Source organism: Streptomyces marokkonensis, assembly GCF_008312835.1.
Lineage (GTDB): Bacteria > Actinomycetota > Actinomycetes > Streptomycetales > Streptomycetaceae > Streptomyces > Streptomyces marokkonensis_A.
Genome location: NZ_VSKS01000020.1, coordinates 45525 through 71523 on the forward strand (window position 1 = coordinate 45525; position 25999 = coordinate 71523).

At 71.8% G+C, this 25999-nt stretch carries 22 protein-coding genes and 2 pseudogenes; 11 read left to right on the forward strand and 13 right to left on the reverse strand.

Annotated elements, in window-relative coordinates; genetic code table 11:
* The first annotated feature begins 63 nt into the window (after window positions 1-63).
* From F1615_RS28230 to betT, 3 genes are all read left to right on the forward strand, one after another.
* On the forward strand, window positions 64-1530 hold the full coding sequence (locus F1615_RS28230) for an aldehyde dehydrogenase family protein (RefSeq protein ID WP_149551874.1): 1467 nt from the start codon (window positions 64-66) through the stop codon (window positions 1528-1530).
* An 84-nt stretch (window positions 1531-1614) separates the two neighbouring features.
* Window positions 1615-3165 carry a GMC family oxidoreductase gene (locus F1615_RS28235; protein WP_149551875.1) on the forward strand — a complete coding sequence of 517 codons (1551 nt, stop codon included), beginning with the start codon at window positions 1615-1617 and terminating at the stop codon, window positions 3163-3165.
* A 90-nt stretch (window positions 3166-3255) separates the two neighbouring features.
* Entirely contained in the window at window positions 3256-5382 is a 2127-nt protein-coding gene (betT, locus tag F1615_RS28240; RefSeq protein WP_280118910.1) for a choline BCCT transporter BetT, read from the forward strand.
* Window positions 5383-5453: 71 nt separating this feature from the next.
* Here betT and F1615_RS28245 read toward each other — a convergent pair whose 3' ends face one another.
* Window positions 5454-6077 carry an HD domain-containing protein gene (locus tag F1615_RS28245; RefSeq protein WP_149551876.1) on the reverse strand — a complete coding sequence of 208 codons (624 nt, stop codon included), beginning with the start codon at window positions 6075-6077 and terminating at the stop codon, window positions 5454-5456.
* A 169-nt stretch (window positions 6078-6246) separates the two neighbouring features.
* On the opposite strand from F1615_RS28245, the gene F1615_RS28250 reads away from it, so the two are divergent.
* Complete coding sequence (locus tag F1615_RS28250) at window positions 6247-6789, forward strand: hypothetical protein (RefSeq protein WP_149551877.1); 543 nt, start codon at window positions 6247-6249, stop codon at window positions 6787-6789.
* 13 nt (window positions 6790-6802) lie between these two features.
* On the opposite strand, the gene F1615_RS28255 is transcribed toward F1615_RS28250, so the two are convergent.
* The 3 genes from F1615_RS28255 to F1615_RS28265 all read right to left on the reverse strand — a co-directional run bounded on the left by F1615_RS28255 (window position 6803) and on the right by F1615_RS28265 (window position 9160).
* Window positions 6803-7195 (reverse strand): SCO5389 family protein, encoded by a 393-nt coding sequence (locus F1615_RS28255; protein ID WP_149551878.1) that lies wholly within the window; start codon window positions 7193-7195, stop codon window positions 6803-6805.
* Window positions 7196-7263: 68 nt separating this feature from the next.
* On the reverse strand, window positions 7264-8226 hold the full coding sequence (locus tag F1615_RS28260; RefSeq protein ID WP_149551960.1) for an ATP-binding protein: 963 nt from the start codon (window positions 8224-8226) through the stop codon (window positions 7264-7266).
* 169 nt (window positions 8227-8395) lie between these two features.
* Window positions 8396-9160: a CDP-alcohol phosphatidyltransferase family protein gene (locus tag F1615_RS28265; protein WP_149551879.1), complete on the reverse strand. Its 765-nt coding sequence runs from the start codon at window positions 9158-9160 to the stop codon at window positions 8396-8398.
* Window positions 9161-9268: 108 nt separating this feature from the next.
* On the opposite strand from F1615_RS28265, the gene F1615_RS28270 reads away from it, so the two are divergent.
* The 5 genes and pseudogenes from F1615_RS28270 to F1615_RS28295 all read left to right on the forward strand — a co-directional run.
* Window positions 9269-10264, forward strand: coding sequence for a zinc-dependent alcohol dehydrogenase (locus F1615_RS28270; protein ID WP_149551880.1), 996 nt, complete (start codon window positions 9269-9271; stop codon window positions 10262-10264).
* 115 nt (window positions 10265-10379) lie between these two features.
* Complete coding sequence (locus F1615_RS28275; protein ID WP_125502651.1) at window positions 10380-10778, forward strand: 6-pyruvoyl trahydropterin synthase family protein; 399 nt, start codon at window positions 10380-10382, stop codon at window positions 10776-10778.
* Between the two features lie 95 nt (window positions 10779-10873).
* Complete coding sequence (locus F1615_RS28285; RefSeq protein WP_149551961.1) at window positions 10874-12091, forward strand: glycosyltransferase family 4 protein; 1218 nt, start codon at window positions 10874-10876, stop codon at window positions 12089-12091.
* 98 nt (window positions 12092-12189) lie between these two features.
* The gene (locus F1615_RS28290) at window positions 12190-13140 is read left to right on the forward strand and encodes a class I SAM-dependent methyltransferase (protein ID WP_425385664.1); all 951 of its coding nucleotides are present in this window, start codon (window positions 12190-12192) and stop codon (window positions 13138-13140) included.
* Window positions 13137-14042: pseudogene (locus F1615_RS28295) on the forward strand (lysylphosphatidylglycerol synthase transmembrane domain-containing protein); the annotation flags it as partial. The gene F1615_RS28290 and the pseudogene F1615_RS28295, both read left to right, overlap by 4 nt.
* A 239-nt stretch (window positions 14043-14281) precedes the next feature.
* Here F1615_RS28295 and F1615_RS28300 read toward each other — a convergent pair.
* The gene (locus F1615_RS28300) at window positions 14282-15049 is read right to left on the reverse strand and encodes a creatininase family protein (RefSeq protein WP_149551882.1); all 768 of its coding nucleotides are present in this window, start codon (window positions 15047-15049) and stop codon (window positions 14282-14284) included.
* A gap of 41 nt (window positions 15050-15090) precedes the next feature.
* Here F1615_RS28300 and ribA point away from each other — a divergent pair, with 41 nt between their 5' ends.
* A complete protein-coding gene (gene ribA / locus F1615_RS28305) occupies window positions 15091-15750 on the forward strand; it encodes a GTP cyclohydrolase II (protein ID WP_149551883.1) in 660 nt (219 codons plus the stop codon).
* Between the two features lie 10 nt (window positions 15751-15760).
* Here the strand turns inward: ribA and F1615_RS28310 are convergent, their stop codons facing one another.
* Entirely contained in the window at window positions 15761-16990 is a 1230-nt protein-coding gene (locus F1615_RS28310) for a serine hydrolase domain-containing protein (RefSeq protein WP_149551884.1), read from the reverse strand.
* A gap of 48 nt (window positions 16991-17038) precedes the next feature.
* Here F1615_RS28310 and F1615_RS28315 point away from each other — a divergent pair, with 48 nt between their 5' ends.
* Window positions 17039-17485 carry a PPOX class F420-dependent oxidoreductase gene (locus F1615_RS28315; protein WP_149551885.1) on the forward strand — a complete coding sequence of 149 codons (447 nt, stop codon included), beginning with the start codon at window positions 17039-17041 and terminating at the stop codon, window positions 17483-17485.
* Between the two features lie 27 nt (window positions 17486-17512).
* On the opposite strand, the gene F1615_RS28320 is transcribed toward F1615_RS28315, so the two are convergent.
* From F1615_RS28320 to tal, 7 genes and pseudogenes are all read right to left on the reverse strand, one after another.
* Window positions 17513-19906 carry an ATP-binding cassette domain-containing protein gene (locus tag F1615_RS28320; RefSeq protein WP_149551886.1) on the reverse strand — a complete coding sequence of 798 codons (2394 nt, stop codon included), beginning with the start codon at window positions 19904-19906 and terminating at the stop codon, window positions 17513-17515.
* A 268-nt stretch (window positions 19907-20174) separates the two neighbouring features.
* Window positions 20175-20759, reverse strand: coding sequence for a histidine phosphatase family protein (locus F1615_RS28325; RefSeq protein WP_149551887.1), 585 nt, complete (start codon window positions 20757-20759; stop codon window positions 20175-20177).
* Between the two features lie 4 nt (window positions 20760-20763).
* Window positions 20764-21648, reverse strand: a complete 885-nt coding sequence (gnd, locus tag F1615_RS28330) for a phosphogluconate dehydrogenase (NAD(+)-dependent, decarboxylating) (RefSeq protein ID WP_149551888.1) — start codon at window positions 21646-21648, stop codon at window positions 20764-20766.
* Between the two features lie 6 nt (window positions 21649-21654).
* Window positions 21655-21873: pseudogene (locus F1615_RS28335) on the reverse strand (glucose-6-phosphate isomerase); the annotation flags it as partial.
* 97 nt (window positions 21874-21970) lie between these two features.
* Window positions 21971-22906, reverse strand: a complete 936-nt coding sequence (gene opcA, locus F1615_RS28340) for a glucose-6-phosphate dehydrogenase assembly protein OpcA (protein ID WP_149551889.1) — start codon at window positions 22904-22906, stop codon at window positions 21971-21973.
* Window positions 22903-24561, reverse strand: coding sequence for a glucose-6-phosphate dehydrogenase (zwf, locus tag F1615_RS28345; RefSeq protein ID WP_149551890.1), 1659 nt, complete (start codon window positions 24559-24561; stop codon window positions 22903-22905). Before zwf ends, opcA begins: the two co-directional genes overlap by 4 nt.
* Complete coding sequence (gene tal / locus F1615_RS28350) at window positions 24558-25706, reverse strand: transaldolase (protein WP_149551891.1); 1149 nt, start codon at window positions 25704-25706, stop codon at window positions 24558-24560. Before tal ends, zwf begins: the two co-directional genes overlap by 4 nt.
* Window positions 25707-25999: the final 293 nt, after the last annotated feature.

Sequence of the window (25999 nt, forward strand, 5' to 3'; positions counted from 1 at the left end):
TGGGGCGGTGTCGCCGACCGGCGAACCGATCGGTACCGGTCGGATGCGAAGGAGGCCCCCGCGATGGGCGAGCTGTACATCGACGGCGAGTGGACCGAGGCCGCGGCCGGCGGGCGGCGGGAGGTGGTCAACCCGTACGACGCCTCCGTCGTCACCACCGTGGACGAGGCGGACGCCACCGACGTGGACCGCGCGGTGCGTGCCGCCCGGCGTGCCTTCGACGAGGAGGACTGGGCGAACGCCCCCACCCGCCGGCGCGCCGACCTCCTGATGCGCGTCCACGACCTGCTGCTGCGCGACATCGACGAGATCGCCCGCACCGAGACCCTCGACACGGGCAAGACGCTGACCGAGGCCCGCGTCGACGTGGAGGACGTGGCGAACGCCTTCCGCTACTTCGCGGAACTCGCGGGCAAGGACGGCGGCCGTGTCGTGGACGTCGGCCCGGACGTCCTCAGCCGCGTCGTCTACCAGCCGGTCGGGGTGTGCGCGCTCATCGCCCCCTGGAACTACCCGCTGCTGCAGGCGTCGTGGAAGGTGGCGCCGGCGCTGGCCGCGGGCAACACCTTCGTCCTCAAACCCAGCGAGACCACGCCGCTCACCACGATCGCCATGATCCGGCTGATCGAGGAGGCCGGCGCCCCGCCCGGCGTCGCCAACCTGGTGCTCGGCTCCGGAGCGACCGTCGGCGCGGCGCTGACCGCCCACCCCGAGGTCGACCTGGTCTCCTTCACGGGAGGCCTGGCCACCGGACGGGCCATCATGGCCTCCGCCGCCGAGGGGCCGAAGAACATCGCCCTGGAACTGGGCGGCAAGAACCCCAACATCGTCTTCGGGGACGCCGACTTCGACGCCGCCGTGGACTACGCGCTGGACGCCGCCTTCCTGCACGCCGGGCAGGTCTGCTCCGCCGGTTCGCGCCTGCTCGTCCAGGACTCCCTGCACGACCGGTTCGTCGACGCCCTCGCCCGGCGCGCCCGGGCGATCCGTCTCGGCAACGGCCTGGAGGAGGGGACCGAGAGCGGCCCGCTCAGCTCCGCCGAGCACCGTGAGAAGGTCGAGGGCCACATCGCCGTCGCCCAGGAGGAGGGCGCCCGGCTCGTCACCGGCGGCACCCGCCCCGACGACCCGGCGCTCAGCCGCGGCTTCTTCCTGCTGCCGACGGTCTTCGCCGACTGCGACAGCTCCATGCGCATCGTGCGGGAGGAGGTCTTCGGGCCGGTGGTCACCGTCGAACGGTTCCGCACCGAGGACGAGGCGGTGGCACTGGCCAACGACACCCGCTACGGCCTGGCCGGCGGTGTGTGGACCTCCGACGCGAGCCGCGCCCAGCGCGTCGCCCAGCGGCTGCGGCACGGCACCGTGTGGATCAACGACTTCCACCCCTACGTACCGCAGGCCGAGTGGGGCGGCTTCGGCCGCTCCGGCGTCGGGCGCGAGCTGGGCCCCACGGGCCTGCGTGAATACCAGGAGGCCAAGCACATCTACCAGAACCTCGCTCCGGCACCCTCCGGCTGGTTCAAGGGCTGACCGGGGCACGGCACGAACAGCCCGTCACCACCCGCCGGACCCCACGGCACCGACGGCACCGACGGCACCGAAGAAAGGCACTTCATGGCCTCCACCACCCCGCACGGCGCGGAGTCCTCCTACGACTACGTCGTCGTCGGCGGCGGCACCGCCGGCTGCGTGCTGGCCGCCCGCCTGAGCGAGGACCCCGACTGCCGCGTCTGCGTCATCGAGGGCGGCCCCAGCGATGTCGGTGACGAGCGCATTCTGCGCCTGCGCAACTGGATCAACCTGCTCGGCACGGAGTTCGACTACGGCTACACCACGGTCGAACAGCCACGCGGCAACTCCCACATCCTGCACTCACGGGCCCGTGTGCTCGGCGGCTGCTCGTCCCACAACACGCTGATCAGCTTCCTGCCGCTGCCACAGGACCTCGACGACTGGGTCGCGGCGGGCTGCACCGGCTGGGACCCGGCGACGATCCTTCCGTACCGCGACCGGCTGCAGACCAAGATCGTCCCGGTGGCCGAGGCCGACCGCAATCCCATCGCCAGGGACTTCGTCACCGCGGCCCACCGCGCCCTCGGCGTCCCCGTCATCGACGACTTCAACGCCGAGCCCTTCGCCGACGGCACCGGCTTCTTCTCCCTGGCCTACGAGCCGGAGGGCAACCTGCGCTCCTCCGCGTCCGTCGCCTACCTCCACCCCGTCCTGGACCGCCCCAACCTCACCCTGCTCCTGGAGACCTGGGCCCACCGGCTGCTCACCGACGCGTCGGGGAGGCTGACGCGTGTCGCCGTCCGCGGCGCCGACGGCGAACCCGCCACCGTGCGTGCCGAACGCGAACTCCTGTTGTGCGCCGGCGCCATCGACACCCCGCGGCTGCTGATGCTGTCCGGCATCGGCCCGGCCGACGACCTGCGCCGCCTGGGCATCAACGTCCACGCCGATCTGCCCGGCGTGGGGGAGAACCTGCTGGACCACCCCGAGTCCGTGATCGTCTGGGAGACCGACGGCCCGCTGCCGCCCAACTCCGCGATGGACTCCGATGCCGGCCTGTTCCTGCGCCTCGACAAGGGGCAGCCGCGCCCGGACCTGATGTTCCACTTCTACCAGGTGCCGTTCACCGTCAACACCGAACGTCTGGGCTACCCCGTCCCCGAGTACGGGGTGTGCATGACACCGAACGTGCCCCGGGCCCGCTCCACCGGCCGCATGTGGCTGCGCAGTTCCAACCCGGCCGAGCACCCCGCCCTGGACTTCCGGTACTTCACCGACCCCGACGGCCACGACGAGCGCACCATCGTCGAAGGGCTCAAACTGGCCCGGGAGGTCGCCGCCACCGATCCTCTGAGCGGCTGGCTCGTCCGCGAGGTCGCGCCCGGCCCGGACGTCACCTCCGACGCCGACCTGTCCGAGTACGGGCGCCGCGCGGCCCACACCGTCTACCACCCGGCGGGCACCTGCCGCATGGGCGCGGCGGACGACCCGATGGCCGTCTGCGACCCGCACCTGAGACTGCGCGGTGCCGAGGGCGTGCGCATCGTCGACGCGTCGGTGTTCCCGACGATGCCCACCATCAACCCCATGGTGACCGTCCTGCTCGCCGCCGAACGCGCCGCCGACCTGCTCACCCGGGCGTCGGAGCGGTGACCACGGCTCTTCCGCGCTGCGGAGCCCCGGCGGATGCCGTCGGCCGCCGGCAGCCGACGTACTGGCCCTCAGCGAAGGAGGAACACGACCGTGTCGACCACTGGAGCGCAGGGCCCCGGAGCGACGCCGGAGGAGATGCCCCCGGAGGACGCCCCGACGGGCCAGGTCCGGCTCAAACCTGTGGTGTTCTTCGGGTCGGCCGTCCTCGTCCTCGCGATCTCGATCTGGGCGATCATCACCCCCTCAGGTGCGGAATCGGCCATCGGAGTGGCCGTCGGCAAGATCTCCGGCTGGTTCGGCTGGTACTACTTCCTCGCCGCGACCCTGTACCTGCTGTTCGTCGTCTTCATCGCCGTGTCCAAGTACGGCACGGTCAAGCTGGGCCCCAAGCACTCCAAGCCCGACTACGGCCTCTTCACCTGGGGGGCGATGCTGTTCGCCGCGGGCATCGGCATCGACCTGATGTTCTTCTCGGTCTCCGGGCCCGTCAGCCACTACCTCGCGCCGCCGCAGGGCGACCCGGAGACACTCGAGGCCGCCCGGCAGGCCGTGGTGTGGACGCTGTTCCACTACGGCATCACGGGCTGGGGCATGTACGCGCTGATGGGCATGGCGCTCGGCTACTTCTCCTTCCGCTACCGGCTGCCGCTCGCGATCCGCTCCGCGCTCTATCCGATCATCGGCCGCCGGATCCACGGGCGGATCGGTGACACCGTCGACCTGGCGGCCGTCATCGGCACCGTCTTCGGTATCGGTGTGACGCTCGGCATCGGCGTGGTGCAGCTGAACTACGGACTGAAGGTCCTCTTCGACGTGCCGGAAGGGCTCGCCGCGCAGATCGCCCTGATCGTCGTCGCGGTGGCGATGGCCACCGCGTCCGCGGCGTCCGGTGTGGACAAGGGCATCCGCAGGCTGTCGCAGCTCAACATCCTCCTCGCCACCCTGCTGATGCTCTACATCCTGGTCGTGGGTGAACCGTTCCGGCTGCTCAACGCCGTGGTCCAGAACGTGGGTGACTACGTCAGCCGTTTCCCGTCGATGACCCTGAACACCTTCGCCTACGACCAGCCCACCGAGTGGCTGGACGCGTGGACGCTCTTCTTCTGGGCCTGGTGGGTCGCCTGGGCGCCGTTCGTCGGGCTCTTCCTGGCCCGCATCTCCCGCGGCCGCACCCTGCGCGAGTTCGTCGCGGCGACGCTGGTCATCCCGTTCCTCTTCACCGGTCTCTTCCTGGCGATCTTCGGCAACAGCGCCCTGTTCGTGGTGCGCGACGGGAACGCCGAGTTCGGCGAAACGGCCATGAACATCCCCGAGCAGGGCTTCTACAGCCTCCTGGAGCAGTATCCGGGATTCCTGTTCAGCGCCGGACTCGCGACGTTCGTCGGGCTGCTGCTGTACGTCACCTCCGCGGACTCCGGGGCCCTGGTCATGGGCAACCTCAGCGCCGAACTGCCCACCCCGGTCACCGACGCGCCCCCGTGGCTGCGCATCTTCTGGGCGGTGGCGACAGGGCTGCTCACTCTCGCCATGCTCATCGTGGGCGGGGTGCAGGCGCTCACCAACGCCACCATCATCATGGGGCTGCCCTTCTCCTTCGTCATGTTCCTGATCATGGCCGGGCTCTATCTGGCGTTGCGCACCGAGCGCATGAAGGTGGAGGCGAGGGTGACCACGCTGCCCGCCTCGCTTTCCGGACGTATGCCGCAGCACGGTCTGCCGGGTGCGCCGAACTGGCGGCACCGGCTGGCGCGCGCGATGGCGTTCCCCAGCAGGCGGGCGGCCGCACGCTTCGTCGACCAGGTGTGCCGCCCCGCCTTCCAGGAGGTCGCCGAGGAGTTGCGGCAGCAAGGAGTGGAGGCGGAGGTCCTGGAAGGCACCGTCGAGGAGAACGGCCTCACCCATGCCGGCCTGCGGGTGCCGACCGGCCCCAGCGACACCTTCCTCTACGAGGTCTGGCCGGTCGAGCTGCCGACCCCGGCGTTCGCCACCCGGTCGGTCAGCACGCACGACACCTACGTACGCTTCGAGGTCCGGCTCGCCGAGGGCAACCAGGACTACGACGTGATGGGTTACACCAAGGAACAACTCATCGCCGACAGCCTCGACCAGTACGAGCGGCACCTGGAATACCTGCGGGTGCGCCACGAGGCGGCCGCCCGCTCGGGCCTTCCCGACCACCGTCCGGACGCGCCGGACGCACACATGCCGGAGCAGTAGACACCCCCGGGCAGGGTGCGGGCCGGCGAGGGGGCCGAACAGCGGTGACGTCCGCCCCGGGTCCCCGGTCCCTACGCCTGAACGGCTGACGTCGCCGCGCATCCCCCCGATCCGGTGCCCGGCACCGGCCCGGTGAGGTCCGGGTCGCCGAACCGCGTGCGCAGGGCCTTGAAGGCCGTCACCTTGTCCTCGCCGAAGCGGCGGACGTGGGTGGCGTACTCGTCGGGGGAGAGGAACGCCGACGGCCGGGACTTGCTGTGGAACTTGTCCGCGTACATCACCAGCTTTTCCTCCTCCGTGACCGCCAGGTAGTCGCCGGGCGGGAGGGGCAGGCCCTGGGACACGACGTCGTGCCGGGTGAGGCCCACTCCGGTGTGGTGGGAGCAGAAACGGCGCAAGGGCTCGGGGAAGCCTTCGCTCTCGAGGATCTCGTGGCCGAGCAGGCCGTGCCGGATGTAGTTCTCGTGGTCCAGACGTCCGTCGTCGCCGTAGAGGCGGTAGACGCCGATGTCGTGGAGGAGGCAGCCGGCGCGGACCAGCCCGGCGTCCAGGTGGGCGAGGTGGGGCGCGGCCAGAAGCTGCTCGGCGACGCTCCAGACGATCTCGCAGTGCGTGTGGACGAGGGCGAACGCCTCGGGGGTGGGCGCGTGCCTCTCGTGCAGCGCGCGGATCTCTTCGGGGCCCGGAATCCTCATCGGGGGAGCGTAACAACCGTTCATCGGGCTGAGCCGGGCAGTTCCCGCCGCGCCCTTTTTCACGCGATCGGATGGTGCTCCGGGGAGTGGGCACCTGCCCGGCCCGCGGGCCGTTCGAGCTGGTGACGGGACTTGCTGTCCATTCTCAGCACGGAAACGGGAGCACACCATGGGACTGGCCTTCCACCGCAACGCCGACGGCACGACGACCGGACGCAACGAGGCCAACGGCTTCACCGTGACGCATGCCGAAGAGGAAGAGGTGAAGCGGCAGTTGTACGAGGACGCCGGGTGGGAGTACACGCCTCCGCCTCCTCCCGTGCCGCCCGGGTTCCACCGGTTCTCGTTGGTGCACGACGACTTCCGGGACTCGGGGTTCACGGACGAGCGGTATGCGGGGCTGCGGGCGCGTCCGCCGGAGGGGTGTGTGCCGGTCGACCGGGGGTGCTTCGCCCTGGAGTGCGAGCGGCCGGGGAAGACACTGATGGAAGCGGTCGCCGGCACGGTCGCGGAGATCCGTCGCGATCACGGGCTCGTGATGAACAGCCTGGGGGTCGAGAAGCCCCAGGAGTGGTTCGACACCGACACCAAAAACGGACACGCGGCGGAGATCGTCGCGCACCTGGTGGTGATGGCGGCCGACCGGGCCCGGTTGCTCGGATACGGGCGCAAGGACGTGGTCCGGCTACTCGATGCCACGGGGATCGAGTAGCCGGTGGGGTGGTTCAGCAGTCCCTGAACTCCGGGGACTGGTTCAGGATCTGGGACCGGACCGAGGTGAAGCGGTCGTGCCTGTCCCCGCCCCTCGCCTCCGGGCGGAACGCCGCTACCCGGTGGCAGTTCTGGAAGGCCAGGGTCACGCCGAAGTGGCGCTCCAGGCTGCCGCGGATGGCGTCGCTGGCGAGGGCGCGGAGGAGCTGGCCGCGTTCCTTCTCGGACGGGGGAGGGGTCTGGTTGTCGGTGAAGTCGGCGGTGCCGGCCTTCAGTTCCGCGGCCAGGGAGGCGATCAGGTCGTAGGCGTACGGCAGGGACGTGCGGACGGTGTCCACGAAGTCCTGCTCCCGGATGTCACCCTGCTCGGCTTCGGCGAGGAGCTTCGGGGAGACGTCGAGGGACATGGAGGGGTCCGTTCTCGGTAGGAGAGGAGGAGGAAGGGAGAGAGGCGGAGAGGGGGCGGAAGAGGGCCTCAGGACAGGGCCGCCGGGCCCGGTACGTAGTCCGGGTCCACCTGGTCCGCCAGGGACTCGCCCGTGCGCGCGTCCGCCCACGCGCGTGCGTTGCGGAGGTGGAACTCCACGGCGTGGCGGTGGAGCCGCTCCCAGTCGCGGGACCGCGCGTCCACCGTTTCGCGCAGGACGGTCAGGGCATGGCGGTTGTGCGGCTCCAGAGCGTCGAGCGCTTCCGACGCGGCCCGGCCCTGTTCCGCCGCGCGCACCCAGTCCGACTGCACCAGGTGGGTCAGCAGGTCGTCGCCGACCTGTTCCTTGAGGAAGAGGAGGTCGTCCTCTCCGGTCACCTTGTTGCCGACGACCGCGAGGGGGATGCCGAACTCGCGCGCGTGGTCGCGGTACTGGCGGTAGACCGACACGCCCTTGCGGGTCGGCTCGGCGACCAGGAAGGTCATGTCGAAGCGGGTGAACAGGCCGGAGGCGAAGGCGTCGGCGCCGGCGGTCATGTCGACCACGACGTACTCGCCGGGGCCGTCGACGAGGTGGCCGAGGTAGAGCTCCACCGCGCCCAGCTTGGAGTGGTAGCAGGCCACCCCCAGGTCGCTCTCGTCGAACTCGCCCGTGACCATCAGGGGCACTCCGCCGGCCCGGGAGACGTGGCGGGAGTGCAGTGCGTCGTCGCCGAGGAGACGCAGAAGACGTGAGCCCCGGCCGGGCGGGGTCGTCTTGATCATGGAGTCGGGGGAGGCGATGCGGGGGTTGGTGCCGCGCAGGTAGGCCTTGATGTCGGAAAGGGCCGGGCCCAGGGGAGGGGGTGTCGACGGGTTGTCCTCGCCGGGGGCGAGCGCCTGGGCCAGGTGCTGGTTGATGTCCCCGTCGATGGCGAGGACCGGGGCGCCGGAGTGGGCCAGGTGGCGGGTGAAGAGGGCGGACAGGGTGGTCTTGCCGCTGCCGCCCTTGCCGACGAACGCGATTCTCATCAGCGCCTCGCGCTGTTGAAAATGAATGTCATGTGTGTAGTTGTAGGGGTGGTCTCGGGGCCGCGTCAAATTCTTCGCGTCGTGTCCGGTGACCCTCACCCCGTCGAGCAGCCAGGGAGGCTTCATGCGTGTGATGGTGTCCCTGGGGGTCCGCCCACCCGCCCGGCCGTCAGCCGGCGACCAGTTCCCGTCGCACCTCGTGTCCGCACGGAGCCGTCTCCACCCGCGACGTCCGCCACAGCCACAGCACGTCGCGGCCGAACGACCACACCAGGAGACCGAGCGCCAGCACCACCACCGCGACGTTGACCGCGTGCGGCAGCAGTGCCGCGCCCGCCACAAGCAGCAGCACGCCCTGGAGCGCGGCCACCGTCTTGCGGGCCGTGCTCGGCGGGAGCGGGGCGGTCAGCCAGGGCCAGACCCGGGCCGCCGCGACGAAGCCGTAGCGCATCCCGCCGATCAGCAGCACCCACGGGCCCATCGCCATCGACACGTACACACTCAGCACCAGGATCAGGAACGCGTCCACCTCCATGTCGAAGCGGGCGCCCAGCGGGGTCGACGTACCGGTCCTGCGTGCCACCTTGCCGTCCACGCCGTCGAGGATCAGTGCCACGGCGGTCAGGCCCACGAACAGGGAGACGGGAGGTGAGTCCTGGAACGAGTCGGCGACCAGCGCGGTCACCCCGCCGACGAGGGCGGCCCGGCCGAGGGTGACCCGGTTCGCCGCGCCGAACGAGCGCGACCGGGAGCGGTGCAGGGCCCGGGAGAGCACCGCCCAGGTGGCGATCGCGAACGCGAGGCCGGTCAGCCAGCCCGCGGGGCCCATGCCGATCGCCGTACCGATCAGGGCCAGCAGCAGGATCTGCACGCCCGCCCCCACGGCGGTCTCCTGCTGTACGAGCCTCGCGTCGTAACTGTTGTTCAGGGCCACCGAGCATCCTCCGGCCGTATGACAGAGTCGATCAACGCCGCTACCTTGTGCGCGGCCTGTGTACCACTCGGTACGCGTGCAGGATCCCGATCGTTCAGGAGGACTTCGATGAACCGCACCGCTCGTGCGTTCTGGCTCGACTCGCCTGGCCGAGGGGTGATCCGTGAGGTCACGCTGCCCGAGCCCGGCGCGGACGAGGTGCTGGTGCGCTCGCTCCACTCCGGGGTGAGCCGCGGCACCGAGACGCTCGTGTTCCGCGGCGGCGTGCCCGAGAGCCAGCACACGGCGATGCGCGCGCCGTTCCAGGAGGGCGACTTCCCGGGGCCGGTGAAGTACGGCTATCTCAGTGTGGGGGTGGTGGAGGAGGGGCCCGACGCGCTCACCGGGCGTACGGTGTTCTGCCTGCACCCGCACCAGACGCGGTACGTCGTTCCGGCGAGCGCCGTCACGCCCGTGCCCGACGGCGTGCCCGCCGGGCGGGCCGTGCTCGCCGGCACCGTGGAGACCGCGGTCAACGCCCTGTGGGACGCGGCGCCCCTGGTCGGCGACCGCATCGCCGTCGTCGGCGGCGGCATGGTCGGCTGCTCGGTGGCCGCGCTGCTGGCCCGTTTCCCGGGCGTGCGCGTCCAGCTCGTCGACGCGGACCCCTCGCGGGCGAAGACGGCCGAGGCGCTCGGCGCCGGTTTCGCGCTGCCCGCGGACGCCCTCGGCGAGTGCGACCTGGTCGTGCACGCCAGCGCCACCGAACAGGGGCTGAGCAGGGCCCTCGAACTGCTCCGGCCCGAGGGCACCGTCGTCGAGCTCAGCTGGTACGGCGACCGGAAGGTGAGCCTCCCGCTGGGCGAGGCCTTCCACTCGCGACGGCTGGCCATCCGCGGCAGCCAGGTCGGCACCGTCTCCCCGGCCCGCGCGAACCGCGGCTACGCCGACCGGCTCGCCCTTGCCCTCGAACTCCTCTCCGACCCCGCCCTCGACGCCCTGATCACCGGCGAGTCCGCCTTCGAGGAACTGCCGGACGTCATGCCCCGGCTCGCCTCCGGCGAGATCCCCGCGCTGTGCCACCGCGTGCGCTACACCGACCCGGACCGCGGCGAACACGCCTGACCTGAGAAAAGACGTAGCCGACGCTGAACAGGGGAAGACAGTCAGCCGTACTACACGGCAATCCCCGCCGGAGCTCGGCCGGGGAACAGACGCGCCGCACCTGGAGGGTCGTCCGTTGTTCAGCATCACCGTCCGCGATCACATCATGATCGCCCACAGCTTCCGCGGCGAGGTCTTCGGACCGGCCCAGCGCCTTCACGGGGCCACGTTCCTCGTGGACGCCACGTTCCGGCGCGAACAGCTGGACGAGGACAACATCGTCGTCGACATCGGCCTCGCCACACAGGAACTCGGGGCCGTCGTCGGCGAGCTGAACTACCGCAACCTCGACAACGAGCCCGACTTCGCGGGGATCAACACCTCCACGGAGTACCTGGCCAAGGTCATCGCCGACCGGCTCGCCGAACGCGTCCACAAGGGCGCGCTGGGCGAGGGCGCCAAGGGCATCGCGAAGATCGCCGTCACGCTGCACGAGTCGCACATCGCCTGGGCGAGTTACGAGCGTGCGCTGTGACGGACACGACCATCGACGCGACCGGCAAGACCGTCGGGATGACCGGCGGCAAGACCGCCGGGATGACCGGCGGCATGACCGACAAGGCCGTCGGCATGACCGACAAGGCCGTCCGCGTGACCGACAAGGCCGGTGAGCGGGCCGGGACCGCCCGCCTGGACTATGTTCCGCTGCAGGCGTCCTTCCCGAGGAACGGCGGGATCATCCCCATGTCCCTGCGTACGGTCCACTTCGTGATGCCGGGCGGCGTCGACGACCCGGCCGTGCCCAGCGGCGGCAATGCCTACGACCGCCGTGTCTGCCTGGACCTGCCCGGGTTCGGCTGGCAGGTGCACCGGCACACCGTGGCCGGTGCCTGGCCCCGCCCGGACGCCGCCGCCCGGGCCGAACTCGCCCGGACCCTGCGCGACCTGCCGGACGGCGCCGTCGTCCTGCTCGACGGGCTGGTCGCCTGTGGTGTGCCCGAGATCATCGTCCCGGAGGCGGAGGAGGGGCGGCTGCGCATGGCCGTCCTCGTTCATCTCCCGCTCGGCGACGAGACCGGGCTCGACGCGACCGTCGCCGCCGGTCTGGACACCCGCGAACGCGCGGTGCTGAGGGCGGTGCCGGCCGTCATCGCCACCAGCGACTGGGCCGTACGCCGTCTCGTCTCCCACCACGGACTGGCCCCCGACCGCGTCCACGTCGCCGCCCCCGGCGCCGACATCGCGCCCCTCGCGCCCGGCACCGACGGCGTCTCACGGCTGCTGTGCGTGGCCGCCGTCACGCCGCGCAAGGGACAGCACCGGCTCGTGGAGGCGCTGGCGGCGGTCGCCGACCTGCCGTGGAGCTGCGCGCTCGTCGGCGGGCTCGGCCAGGACCCCGAGTACGTCGCCCACCTGCGCGACCTCATCCGCGGGCACGGCCTGGAGGACCGGCTGGAGCTGACCGGCCCGCAGTCCGGCGCGGCCCTCGACGCCAGCTACGCCGCCGCCGACCTGATGGTGCTCACCTCCTACGCGGAGACGTACGGCATGGCGGTCACCGAGGCGCTGGCCCGCGGCATCCCGGTCCTGGCCACCGACGTCGGCGGACTGCCCGAGGCGGTCGGCCGCGCACCCGACGGCGGAGTGCCCGGCATCCTCGTCCCGCCGGAGAACCCCGCCGCCATCGCCGCCGAACTGCGCGGCTGGTTCGGCGAGGCGGACGTGCGGCGCCGGCTGAAGGCGGCCGCCCGCAGCCGGCGGGCCGCGCTCGGCGGCTGGGCGAGCACCGCACAGAGCCTGGCGGCGGTACTGCGCCGGTTCCCGACCGAGCCCCGGAGGGCCGCATGACCGAACCGGCAACCGTCACCCAGCACAGCGCCACGATCCCGGCCCAGCCCGGCCCCCGGGACGTGACGGACGCGGCAGCCGGCCGGCGAGGGGGCGACATGGAACGCGAGACCACCGGCACGGCCGCCGCAGCGTCGGTCATTCCGGGCGCCGGACCCGCCGCGCCCACCGGGGAGCGGGCCACGCTGCGGCTGCGTGACACGGGTGAGGAGGAAATTGCCCGCTACGCGCCCGAGTGGCTCCAGCTGCGCGAACCGGCCGACGCCGCCGCCCGCTCGTACGACCTGCTCGACCCGTTGCGCATGCGGCTCGCCAACCTCCCCGGGCGGGCGGCGGACGGGCTCGTCATTCACGACATCGGGTGCGGCACCGGTTCGATGGGCCGCTGGCTCGCCCCCCATCTCGACGGTGCCCAGCACTGGGTCCTGCACGACCGGGACCCCTACCTGCTGCACTTCGCCGCCGTCGCCTCCCCGCGCTCCGCCGCCGACGGCAGCCACGTCACCGTCGAGACCCGGCGCGGCGACGTCGCCCGGCTCACCGCGGACGCCCTGTCCGGTGCCTCCCTGGTGACCGCGTCCGCCCTGCTCGACGTCCTCACCCGCGAGGAGGTCGGCGCACTCGCCGCCGCCTGCGCGGGGGCCGGCTGCCCGGCTCTGCTGACCCTGTCGGTGGCCGGACGCGTGGAGCTGACCGCTCCCCATCCGATGGACGAGGAGATCACCGAGGCGTTCAACGCCCATCAGCGGCGCGGCGGTCTGCTCGGGCCGGACGCGGTCACCGCCGCGGCCGAGGCGTTCGCCGAGCACGGGGCGACCGTACGGCTGAACCCCAGCCCCTGGCGCCTCGGACCGGAGCAGGCCGAACTGACCGGGCAGTGGCTGCGGGGCTGGGTCGGTGCGGCGGTGGAGGAGCGGCCGGAGCTGGCGGCGCGCGCCGACGGATATCTGGCCGAGCGTCTCGAGGCCTGTGCGGCGGGGGAGTTGCGGGTCGTCGTTCACCACAGTGACCTGCTCGCCCTGTGCCGGCCGGTGAACGGGGCCGCATGAGCGTGGAGACGGTGGAGGCCGCCGCCGCGGGGGCGCCGTCCGGGCACGGGGAAGGCGGCTTCCGTCGTCGGCTCGGGCGGCTCAACAACCGAACCGTGCGGACCCGCCTCTGCACCGTCGCCGGTGCCGCGATCCTGGCGGTGCTGTTCTGGCGGCTCGGTACCGGTGCCTTCCTGGACGGGCTGCGGCGCATCGACGGGGCGACGCTGCTCGCGGCGCTGGGGATCGGGGCGGTCACCACCGCGTTCAGCGCGTGGCGCTGGGCGCTGGTGGCGCGGGGGATCGGCATCCGGCTGCCGCTCGGGGCGGCCGTCGCGGACTACTACCGTGCCCTGTTCCTCAACGCGGCTCTGCCCGGAGGCGTCCTGGGCGATGTGCACCGGGCCGTGCGGCACGGGAAGGACGCCGGCGATCTGGGGCGGGGGGTGCGGGCGGTGGTGCTGGAGCGTACGGCGGGGCAGCTCGCGCTGTTCGCCGCCGGGGGTGTGGTGCTGGTGAGCATGCCGTCCCCGGTGCTCGGTGCGGTGCGGCAGGCGGCGCCGGTCGCCGGGCTCGGGGTGCTGGGGGCCTGCGCGGTGGTACTGGCCCTGCGGATGAACCGGGCGCCGTCGGGGCGGGGGCGGGGGGTCGTGCGCGGGGTGCTCGGTGAGGCGCGTGAAGGGCTGTTCTCCCGGCGCAACGCGCCTGGAGTGCTGGTCTCGTCCGCCGTCGTGCTGGCCGGCTACGTCGCGATGTTCGTGCTCGCCGCCGAAGTCGTCGGTGTGGGTGCGCCGGTGGCCGAGTTGCTGCCGCTCGCCGTACTGGCGCTGCTGGCGATGGGGCTGCCGCTGAACGTGGGGGGCTGGGGGCCCCGGGAAGGGGTCACCGCGTGGGCCTTCGGAGCGGCGGGGCTGGGGGCGGGGCGCGGGCTGACGGTCGCCGTGGTGTACGGCGTGCTGAGCCTGGTGGCGAGTCTGCCGGGTGCCGTGGTGCTTGTCGCCCGGTGGTACGCGGGTGTCCGCCGGGCCGGTGACCGGGCTTCTCTCGCCCCCGCCGCCCCTTCCCTTGGCGTCGGCTCCGAGGTGCCGTCGGGGCCGGAGGGTTCCCCCCGGATCGGCTCGAAGGTGCCGTCGGGGCCGGGAGGTGGCCACCGGGGTGGTTCTCAGGTGTCCGAGGTCAGCAGGGAGAAATACGTGCCGAAGGAATCCGTCAGGCTTGCCAGGAGATCCCTGCCCTTTTCCGGAGAGCCCAGGGAAGGGCGGCCGATGACACCCGAATCCGTATAGGCGGACATGCCGAGGGTGAGCAGATGACGTCGGTCGTCCGCGATGTGATCGGAGGTCTCGTAACCGGGCCGGAGCAATTCGGGATGCGTGTGCAAAAGGATGGAGGTCTCGATTTCACCCGCGTGCATGTCGGTGAGGAGCGAGGTGGCGACACCGGCCCGCTCGCACGCCGTCTCCCAGTCCTCCGGGGCCGGGAACAGCGCCATCCGCTCACCACGTGCGGAGGATTCCTGAACGGCGTTGCCCAGGACGTAGTTGCCGCCGTGGCCGTTGACCAGGACCAGGGTGTCCACGTCCGAGCGGCGGAGCGAGTCGGCGATGTCCCGTACGACCGCGTGAAGGGTCGTGGAGGAGAGGGAGACGGTCCCCGGCCAGGCCGCGTGCTCGTGCGAGCAGGAGATGGTCACCGGAGGAAGGAGGTGCACCGGGTAGGCGTCGGCGATCTCCCGCGCGATCGCGCAGGCGACCAGCGTGTCGGTCGCCAGCGGCAGGAACGGACCGTGCTGCTCGAAACTCCCGACCGGAAGTACCGCGATCTGCCGTGAGACGCCGGCTCCCCGCGTCCGTACATCCTCTGTAGTATCCGCCGGCAACAGACCGTGCACCGGGCCGTATGCCGCCGACCGCTTGTGTGAACCACCCATATCGTCACGGCCTTTCGTCTCTGCTTAGGAACTTGGGAATCATGACAGAAAAAGTAGGCGTACTCGGCAAGAAGCCTCCGCGGCGGACCGGTGTGGAACGCGTCGTGAATGCGCCGCTGCCCACCGTGTACGGGAAGTTCCAGGCGGTCGGCTACCTGGACCACGACCGCGGTGACGAGCAAGTCGCCCTGGTGTACGGCGATCCCGGCACCGACCGGGTCCTCACCCGGCTGCACTCGGAGTGCCTGACCGGCGACGCCTTCGGTTCCCAGCACTGCGAGTGCGGTGACCAGCTGGCGGCGGCGCTGCGCGCGGTCGTCGCCGAAGGAGCGGGCGTGGTCGTCTACTTGAGGGGACACGAGGGCCGCGGCATCGGCCTGCTCGCCAAGCTCCGCGCGATGGCCCTGCAGGCGGAGGGGCTGGACACCGTCGAGGCGAACCTCGCGCTCGGCCTGCCCGTGGACGCCCGCGACTACGCCGTCGCCGCCGGAATGCTCCAGGACCTGGGCGTGCGGTCGGTGCGGCTGATGTCCAACAACCCGCGCAAGCGCGAGGCCCTGGTCCGGCACGGCGTCCAGGTCGCCGAGCAGGTGCCGCTGCTGATACCGCCGTGCGAGAGCAACATCACCTATCTGCGCACCAAGCGGGAGCGTCTCGACCACCACCTGCCCCACCTGGACGCGGTGGCGCATCTGTCCTGACGGCGCCCGGTCAGTGCGTCACCGCCTCGTGCACCAGCCGCTTGAGGTCCCGGAAGACGGTGTGGGAGGACCTGGGCCGCACCTGCGTGCAGAACTGCACCGTCAGGTCGCGGCCCGGGTCGACCCAGAAGGTGGTGGTGGCCACCCCGCTCCAGCCGAAGCTGCCGCGACCGGACGGGGACTGGGTGCGGGACGGGTCGATGACGACGGAGACCCCGAGACCGAAGCCGACGCCCTCGTTGCCCGGTTCGTCGTGCGCGGGGCGGCTGCCGAAGGCGCGCAGGTCGGCGTTGCCGGGGAGGTGGTTGCGGGTCATCAGGTCCACGGTCGCGGGGTCGAGCAGGCGTGTGCCGTCGAGTTCGCCGCGCCGGCGCAGCAGCTCCATGAAGCGGTGCAGGTCATGGGCGGAGGCCACCATGCCGCCGCTGCCGGACAGGAACCGGGGGCGTCCCCGCAGGGGGAGCCCCGGGATCGGCTCGATGCCGCCGTCGTCCGTTTCTCCGTACAACTCCGCGAGGCGCTCCGCCTGCTCCTCGGTGACCTGGAATCCCGCGTCGTTCATGCCGAGCGGCCGGAAGACGCGTTCGGTGAGGTACTCGTCCAGCGGACGGCCCGAGACGACCTCGATGATCCGGCCCAGTACGTTCGAGGCGACCGAGTAGTTCCACTGCGTCCCCGGCTCGAACTGCAGGGGCAGGCTCGCGTACACGTCGGTCGTCCCGGCGAGGTCCGTCCCGGGCGCCACCGACGACTCGAGACCGGCCGCTCGGTACAGCGCGTCGACGGGATGGGCGTGGTAGAAGGCGAACGTCAGCCCGGCGGTGTGCGTCATCAGATGCCGTACGAGGAGGGGGCCGGCGGCCGGACGGGTGCGCACCCGGTCACCGGAGCCGCTCTCGTACACGCGCGGCTCCGCGAACGCCGGCAGGTGTCGGCCCACCGGGTCGTCCAGCGACAGCAGCCCCTCCTCCCTCAGCATCAGCGCGCCCACGGCCGTCACCGGCTTGGTCATGGAGTAGATCCGCCACAGCGTGTCGCTCTCCACGGGCAGCCCCGCCGCGACGTCCCGCGCCCCGTACGCCGTGAGGTGCGCGACGCGCCCGCCCCGGGCGACGGCCACGAGGAAACCGGGCAGCTTCCCCTCGTCCACCAGACGGGCGAAGTGCCGGTCCATACGCTCCAGCGCCCCCGCGTCCAGACCGGCCTCCCCGGGACCGGTCTCCTGCCGCAGCACCGTCATCGCTCTCCTCCGGGGAACGCCGGCCCGGTGCGGACCGTTGATCGAGTCATGACCCAGGACGCCGAACAGAACGCACTGCTCGCCCTGCTCTCCGAGGGGCACGGCGGAGTGCTCGTCACCCTGAAGCGCGACGGACGGCCCCAGCTGTCGAACGTCATGCACGCCTACTACCCCGATGAACGCGTCATCCGCGTCTCGCTCACGGACGACCGGGCCAAGACCCGCAATCTGCGGCGGGACCCCCGGGCGTCCTACCACGTCACCACCCCGGACCGGTGGGCCTACACGGTGGCCGAGGGCACCGCCGGGCTGTCACCCGTCGCCGGGGACCCGTACGACGAGACGGTGGAGGAGCTCATCCGGCTGTACCGCGACATCAACGGCGAGCACTCCGACTGGGAGGAGTACCGCGCGGCGATGGTCCGCGACCGGCGGCTGGTGCTGCGGCTCCGGGTGGAACGGGCGTACGGCATCCCGCGCCGCGCCGGGGAGTAGCGGCCCCGGCGCGGCGCGGACGCCGCCTCAGGCGCCGACGTACTCCGCGAGGTGCTCACCGGTGAGGGTGGAGCGGTCGGCGACCAGGTCGGCCGGGGTGCCCTCGAAGACGATCCGGCCGCCGTCGTGGCCGGCACCGGGACCGAGGTCGATGATCCAGTCGGCGTGCGCCATGACCGCCTGGTGGTGCTCGATGACGATGACCGACTTGCCGGAGTCGACCAGCCGGTCCAGCAGTCCGAGGAGCTGCTCGACGTCGGCGAGGTGCAGGCCCGTGGTCGGCTCGTCCAGGACGTAGACACCGCCCTTGTCGCCCAGGTGCGTGGCCAGCTTGAGCCGCTGCCGTTCGCCGCCGGACAGCGTGGTGAGCGGCTGGCCCAGGGTGAGGTACCCGAGGCCGACGTCGGCCATCCGCTCGACGATCTTGTGAGCGGCCGGAATCCGCGCCTCGCCCGCGCGGAGGAACTCCTCGGCCTCGGTCACCGACATCGCGAGCACCTCGCTGATGTCGCGGCCGCCGAAGCGGTACTCCAGCACCGACGCGTCGAACCGCTTGCCCCCGCAGTCCTCGCAGGTGGTGGAGACACCGGCCATCATGCCGAGGTCGGTGTAGATCACGCCGGCCCCGTTGCAGGTGGGGCAGGCGCCCTCGGAGTTGGCGCTGAACAGCGCCGGCTTCACGCCGTTGGCCTTGGCGAACGCCTTGCGGATGGGATCGAGCAGTCCGGTGTACGTCGCCGGGTTGCTCCGCCGGGAGCCGCGGATGGGGGTCTGGTCGACCGCGATCACGCCCTGCTCGGCGGGAATCGACCCGTGCACCAGCGAGCTCTTGCCGGAGCCCGCCACACCGGTGACGACGGTCAGCACCCCGAGGGGGATGTCGACGTCGACGTCCCGCAGGTTGTTCGCCGCCGCGCCGCGGATCGCGAGGGTGCCCGTGGGCGTGCGGACCGTCTCCTTGACCGAGGCCCGGTCGTCGAGATGGCGGCCGGTGATCGTGTCGCTGGCCCGCAGCCCCTCGACGGTGCCCTCGAAGCAGACGGTGCCGCCCGCCGTACCGGCGCCGGGACCGAGGTCGACGATGTGGTCGGCGATCGCGATCGCCTCCGGCTTGTGCTCCACCACCAGCACCGTGTTGCCCTTGTCCCGCAGGCGCAGCAGCAGGTTGTTCATCCGCTGGATGTCGTGCGGGTGCAGGCCGATGGTGGGCTCGTCGAAGACGTAGGTGACATCGGTGAGCGAGGACCCGAGGTGCCGGATCATCTTGACGCGCTGCGCCTCGCCGCCCGACAGCGTGCCCGAGGCCCGGTCGAGCGAGAGGTAGCCGAGACCGATCTCCACGAACGAGTCGAGGCTGTGCTGGAGCGCGGTGAGCAGCGGTGCCATCGACGGCTCGTCGAGGCCGCGGACCCACTCGGCGAGGTCCCTGATCTCCATCGCACAGGCGTCGGCGATGCTGATCTTCTTGATCTTCGACGACCGGGCGCCCGCGGTGAGCCGGGTGCCGTCGCACTCGGGGCAGGTCGCGAAGGTGACCGCACGGTCGACGAACGCCCGGATGTGGGGCTGCATCGCCTCCCGGTCCTTGGAGAGCATCGACTTCTGGAGCTTGGGGATCAGCCCCTCGTAGGTGAGGTTGATGCCGTTGATCTTGACCTTGGTCGGCTCGCGGTACAGGAAGTCGTGCCGTTCCTTCTTGGTGTACTCGCGGATCGGCTTGTCCGGGTCGAAGAAGCCCGACTCGGCGATGACCCGCACCACCCAGCCGCCCCCGGTGTAGGTGGGGATGGTGAAGGGATCCTCGGAGAGCGACTTGGAGTCGTCGTAGAGCTGGGCCAGGTCGATGTCCGAGACCGTGCCCCGGCCCTCGCAGTGCGTGCACATGCCGCCGGTGCGGCTGAAGGACACCTTCTCCGTCTTGGTCTTGTCGGTGCCGCGGTCGACCGTGAAGCCTCCGCTCGCCTGGACCGAGGCGACATTGAAGGAGAACGCGCCGGGCGGGCCGAAGTACGGCCTGCCCAGCCGGCTGAAGAGGATGCGCAGCATCGCGTTGGCGTCGGTGGCGGTGCCGACCGTGGAGCGCGGGTCGGACCCCATCCGCTGCTGGTCGACGGTGATCGCGGTGGTCAGCCCCTCGAGCACGTCGACCTCGGGGCGCGCCAGCGTCGGCATGAAGCCCTGCACGAAGGCGCTGTACGTCTCGTTGATCATCCGTTGCGACTCGGCGGCGATCGTGTCGAACACCAGTGAGCTCTTGCCCGAGCCGGACACACCGGTGAAGACGGTCAGACGGCGCTTGGGGAGTTCGACGCTGACGTCCTTGAGGTTGTTCTCGCGCGCTCCGTGTACGCGGATCAGATCGTGGCTGTCGGCAGCGTGCGGCGCGTCCGGCTGCCGGTCCGTCCTCGTGGCCTTGCTCATCGTTCTCCATCCGTCGGGCGGATCCGCCGTCGCGGCTCCGCCGGCGTCCCCCGGCTCGGTCCGACCGGTGGGGACGGGTGCGTCCGGTCGGCCTGCGTCGGCGCGGTCACGGCCGTGGTCCGCCGTCCGCCGAGGGCCCTCCCCGGCCGGGCCCCGCGCCAAGGCTAGGCCAGGCGTGCCCCTTGCCGCTTCTCCATTCCTGACCGGCCGCGGACACGACGCGGCCCCGGTCACGCCCGCGGGCGGGCGTGACCGGGGCCGGCCGGTGTCACGGGCGGGTGTTCCACTCCGCGACGACCGGGGTGCCGTGTTCCAGGGACAGCCGGCTCAGGGTCCCCGTCTCCAGCAGGAAGAGCCGTCCGTCGGCCGGTGGAAGCCCCAGGCGGCGGGCCGTCAGGACGCGCAGCAGATGGCCGTGGGCCACCAGCAGCACGTCCCCCTCGGCCAGTGCCCCGGCCACCCGGGACAGCACCCGGTCCGCGCGCTCGCCGACCTGCTCCGGTGACTCGCCGGGGAACTCCCGGCCGGGCGGCACTCCGTCGGTCCACAGGTCCCAGCCGGGCCGGGTGCGGCGGATGTCCGCCGTGGTGATCCCCTCGTAACCGCCGTAGTCCCATTCCCGCAGGCCGGGCTCCACCTCGGCGCCGGTCAGGCCCGCCAGTTCGGCGGTGCGCCGGGCGCGGACCAGCGGGCTGGTGAGGACCAGGCGGAAGGCGCGGTCCGCGAGCAGCGGGGCGAGGGACGTGGCCTGGGCCTCGCCCCTCGGGGTCAGCCGCAGATCGGTGCGGCCGGTGTGCCGTCCCGCCCTGCTCCACTCCGTCTCACCGTGCCGCGCCAGCAGCAGGTCACCCACCCCGTCATGCCTTCTTGACCGACTCGACGGCGTGCCCGCCGAACTGGTTCCGCAGCGCCGCGACCATCTTCATCTGGGGCGAGTCCTCCTGGCGGGAGGCGAAGCGCGAGAACAGGGACGCGGTGATCGCGGGCAGCGGCACCGCGTTGTCGATGGCCGCCTCCACCGTCCAGCGGCCCTCACCCGAGTCCTCCGCGTATCCGCGCAGCCGGTCCAGGTGCTCGTCCTCGTCGAGGGCGCCGACCGCCAGATCGAGCAGCCAGGAACGGATCACCGTGCCTTGCTGCCAGGAGCGGAACACCTCCCGGACGTTGTCCACCGAGTCGACCTTCTCGAGCAGCTCCCAGCCCTCGGCGTAGGCCTGCATCATGGCGTACTCGATGCCGTTGTGGACCATCTTCGCGAAGTGCCCCGCGCCGACCCCGCCCGCGTGGACGTAGCCGTACGGACCGTCCGGCTTGAGCGCGTGGAAGATCGGCTTCAGCCGCTCCACGTGCTCCTCGTCGCCGCCGACCATCAGCGCGTAGCCGTGCTCAAGGCCCCAGACGCCGCCCGAGACGCCCGCGTCGACGAAGCCGATGCCCCGGGCACCCAGTTCCTTGGCGTGCCTCTCGTCGTCCGTCCAGCGGGAGTTGCCGCCGTCGACGACGGTGTCGCCGGGCTTGAGCAGGCTGCACAGCTGGTCGATGACGTTCTGGGTGGGGGCGCCGGCCGGCACCATCACCCACACCGCGCGCGGCCCGTCGAGCCCGTCGACGAGGTCGGACAGGTGGGCGACGTCGGAGACGTCCGGGTTGGTGTCGTACCCGATGACGGTGTGGCCGGCGTTGCGGATGCGCTCGCGCATGTTGCCGCCCATCCTGCCGAGCCCGATCAGACCGATCTGCATGTCAGTTCACTTCCTGCGTTCGCGGTGGGCGGCCGCCGGCGCGGCCGTGGACGGGTCGAGGCCGGGGACGTCGGCGCCGGTGGTGAGGGCCGGTTGGACGCGCTTGGCGAGGACCTCGCCGAGTTCGACGCCCCACTGGTCGAAGGAGTCGATGTTCCGGATCGCGCCCTGCACGAACACCTTGTGCTCGTACCGCGCGATCAGCCGGCCGAGGACCGAGGGGGCCGGCCGGGCGCCCGGACGGGCGAAGCCGATCAGACCGGCCGGGACCGGCTTCGTCCCCGGGGCCGCCCGCTCGGGACGCCGGGTCGGCTCGGGGACGTCAGACATGGGAGGGGATCTCCTCGGCGGCCTCGCCGCGCAGGGCGACGGCGTACATCTCGTCCGCGTCGAGGCGCCTGAGCTCCTCGGCGATCAGCTCGGACGTGGCACGGACCTTCAGGGCCAGCCGGCGAGCGGGCTGGCCCGGCAGGGTCAGCGTGGCCAGCGGGCCCTCGGGGCGGTCGACGACGACCTCGCCGTCCTCCGTGCCCAGCCGGACCGCCGTGACGACAGGACCGGCGGTCACCACCCGCTCGACGGTGACCCGCAGCCGTGCCTCCAGCCAGCGCGCCAGCAGTTCGGCGGCCGGGTTGTCCGCCTCGGCCTCCACCGTCGCCGAGGTCACCCCGGACCGCGCCTGGTCCAGGGCCGCGGCCAGCGTGGACCGCCACAGGGTGAGCCTGGTCCAGGCGAGGTCGGTGTCGCCGGGCGCGTAGGTGCGCTTCCGGGCCTCGAGCACGTCCATGGGGTTCTCGACGGCGTACAGGTCGGTGATCCTGCGCTGGCCCAGGGCGCCCAGCGGATCCTTCGCGGGGTTCTCGGGCGCGTCCGCCGGCCACCAGACCACCACCGGCGCGTCCGGCAGCAGCAGCGGCAACACCACCGAGTCGGCGTGCTCCGACACCTCGCCGTACGTCCGCAGCACCACCGTCTCCCCGGTGCCCGCCTCCGAACCGACGCGGACCTCGGCGTCCAGCCGGGGGTGCGTGCGCTCGCGCGGATTGCGGGCGTGCCGCTTGATCACCACCAGGGTGCGCGAAGGGTGCTCGTGCGAGGCCTCCTCGGCCGCCTTGATCGAGTCGTAGGCGTTCTCCTCGTCCGTGACGATCACCATCGTCAGGACCATGCCCACGGCGGGGGTGCCGATGGCACGGCGGCCCTGCACGAGCGCCTTGTTGACCTTGCTTGCCGTGGTGTCGGTCAGGTCGATCTTCATGGCCTGCGCCAGCTCCGTCCGTCTTGTGCGAGCATCTCGTCGGCTTCCGCGGGTCCCCAGCTGCCCGACGTGTACCGCGCCGGCCGGCCGTGCGAGGCCCAGTACTCCTCGATCGGGTCGAGGATCCTCCAGGACTCCTCCACTTCCTGGTGCCGGGGGAACAGGTTGGCGTCTCCCAGCAGGACGTCCAGGATGAGCCGCTCGTACGCCTCCGGGCTGGACTCGGTGAACGACTCGCCGTAGGCGAAGTCCATGGTCACGTCCCGAAGCTCCATTGAGGTGCCCGGCACCTTGGAGCCGAACCGGACCGTCATGCCCTCGTCCGGCTGGACGCGGATGACGACCGCGTTCTGGCCCAGTTCCTCGGTGGCGCTGGAGTCGAAGGGGGAGTGCGGCGCCCGCTGGAACACCACCGCGATCTCGGTGACCCGGCGGCCGAGCCGCTTGCCGGTGCGCAGGTAGAAGGGCACGCCCGCCCAGCGGCGGTTGTCCACCCCCAGCTTGATCGCGGCGTACGTGTCGGTGGTGGAGGCCCGGTCGATGCCCTCCTCCTCCAGATACCCGCGCACCTTCGCGCCGCCCTGCCAGGCGCCCGCGTACTGCCCGCGCACCGTGTGCCGGCCGAGGTCGTCCGGGAGCCGCACGGCCCGGAACACCTTCAGCTTCTCGGTGAGCAGCGAGGCCGCGTCGAAGGAGGCCGGCTCCTCCATGGCGGTGAGCGCCATCAGCTGCAGCAGGTGGTTCTGGATGACGTCGCGGGCGGCGCCGATGCCGTCGTAGTAGCCCGCGCGCCCCCCGATGCCGATGTCCTCGGCCATGGTGATCTGCACGTGGTCCACGAAGGACCGGTTCCAGATCGGCTCGAACAACTGGTTGGCGAAGCGCAGCGCCAGGATGTTCTGCACGGTCTCCTTGCCCAGGTAGTGGTCGATCCGGAACACCTGCTCCGGGTCGAACACGTCGTGCACGATCGCGTTGAGCTCCTGCGCCGACCTCAGGTCGTGGCCGAACGGTTTCTCGATCACCGCGCGCCGCCAGGAGCCCTCCGGGGCGTCGGCCAGCCCGTGCTTCTTGAGCTGCTGGACGACCTTCGGGAAGAACCTGGGCGGTACGGAGAGGTAGAAGGCGTAGTTCCCGCTGGTGCCCCGGGAGGCGTCCAGCTCGTCGACCGCCTTGCGCAGCTGCTCGAACGCGTGGTCGTCGTCGAAGTCGCCCGGAACGAACCGCATGCCCTCGGAGAGCTGCTGCCAGACCTCCTCGCGGAACGGCGTCCGCGCGTGCTCCTTGACCGCGTCGTGCACCACCTCGGCGAAGTCCTGGTCCTCCCAGTCCCGGCGGGCGAAGCCCACCAGGGAGAAGCCGGGCGGCAGCAGACCCCGGTTGGCGAGGTCGTACACGGCCGGCATCAGCTTCTTGCGGGACAGGTCGCCGGTCACCCCGAAGATGACCAGCCCGGAGGGGCCCGCGATCCGGGGCAGCCGGCGGTCCCGGGGGTCGCGCAGCGGGTTGGACCAGCCGGCCGGGGGCGCCGGGAGGGCGGTGAGGTGCTCCGCCGGCTCCTCCCGCGCGGGCGCACGGGTCGCCCGGGCGTCCGCCGCCGCCTCGGTCGTCCCGTCGGGGGTGTCCGTCCCCGCTTCCGTCGTCTCGTCGGTCATGGTGCGTCAACTCCCTTGCCGTCGAGCGATTTCGTCACCGCGTCGACCAGCTCCTGCCAGGCGTCCTCGAAGGCCGCGACGCCCTCGTTCTCCAGCTGCCGCACCACCTCGTCGTACGAGATGCCGAGCCGCTCCACGGCGGCCAGATCGGCCCGCGCCTGGACGTAACCGCCGGTGACGGTGTCACCCCGGACCACCCCGTGGCCGGCGGTGGCCCGCAGCGTGGCCCCGGTCATCGTGAGGACGGTGCCGGGTGCGACCAGCCCCTCCGCATACAGGGTGTCCTTGTGGGCGGGGTCCTTCACCCCGGTGGACGCCCACAGCGGCCGCTGCTTGTTGGCCCGTGACCCACCGGCCAGCGCCAGCCAGCGCTCGCCCGAGAAGAACCGCTCGTACGCCTCGTAGGCGAGCCGCGCGTTCGCCAGGGCCGCCCGGCCCCGCAGGGCGAGTGCCTCGTCCGTGCCCAGCACGGTCAGCCGTTTGTCGATCTCGCTGTCGACGGGGGAGACGGGGAAGGAGGCGACGGAGTGGATCGCGGCCAGGCCGAGCCCGGCGGTGCGCGCCCGCTCCAGGCCGGCGAGGTAGGCGTCCATCACCTCCCGGTAGCGCTCCAGGGAGAAGAGCAGCGTGACGTCGACGCTGATCCCGGCGCCGATCACCTCGGTGATCGCGGGGAGGCCCGCCCCGGTCGCCGGAATGCCGATCATCACGTTGGGCCGGTCCACCAGCCGGGCGAGCCGTCTCGCCTCGTCGACGACGGCCGCCGTGTCGTGCGCCAGGCGTGGGTCGACCCCGAGACAGACCCGTCCGTCCCTGCCGCCCGTCGCCTCGTGCACGGGCCGCAGGACGTCGGCGGCCGCCCGGACGTCATCGGTGGTCATCGTCCGTACGGCCTCGTCGGGGGTCACGCCCCGCACGGCCAGGCCGGCGAGCTGCTCCTCGTAGCCCGATCCGGAGCCGATGGCGGCCCGGAGGGCCGACGGGCCGGTGGTGGCACCGGTGACGGTGCCGGACGCGACCAGGTCGGCGAGTCCGCCGGAGGTGAGGTGCGCCCGGGACAGGTCGTCGAGCCAGACCGAGACGCCCGCGCCGGACAGTCGCTTCAGGGCTCCCGCGCTCGCGGCTGCTTCGCTCACAGTGATCATCTTCTTTCTCGCGATGGCGTCAACCGCGCGCGCCGACAGGTGATTCCCCGGTGGCCGCGTCGTCGTCGGGTCGAATCCGTACTCGCGTGAACCGGTACCACGTCAGCCCGCTCCGGACTCGAACGCTGGTCCGTTCGGGGCCGGTCGGGCCGGGCCGCACCACCTCCGCGGAAGCGTGCACACCATAAAGGTATGACTTTTATCGGGGCGAGGGGCCGCCCCCCTCTGGCGGCCCCTCGCCCGGCGGCGAGTACCGCGGAACCGCTCCGGTCATGCGCATGGCCTTCCGGAAA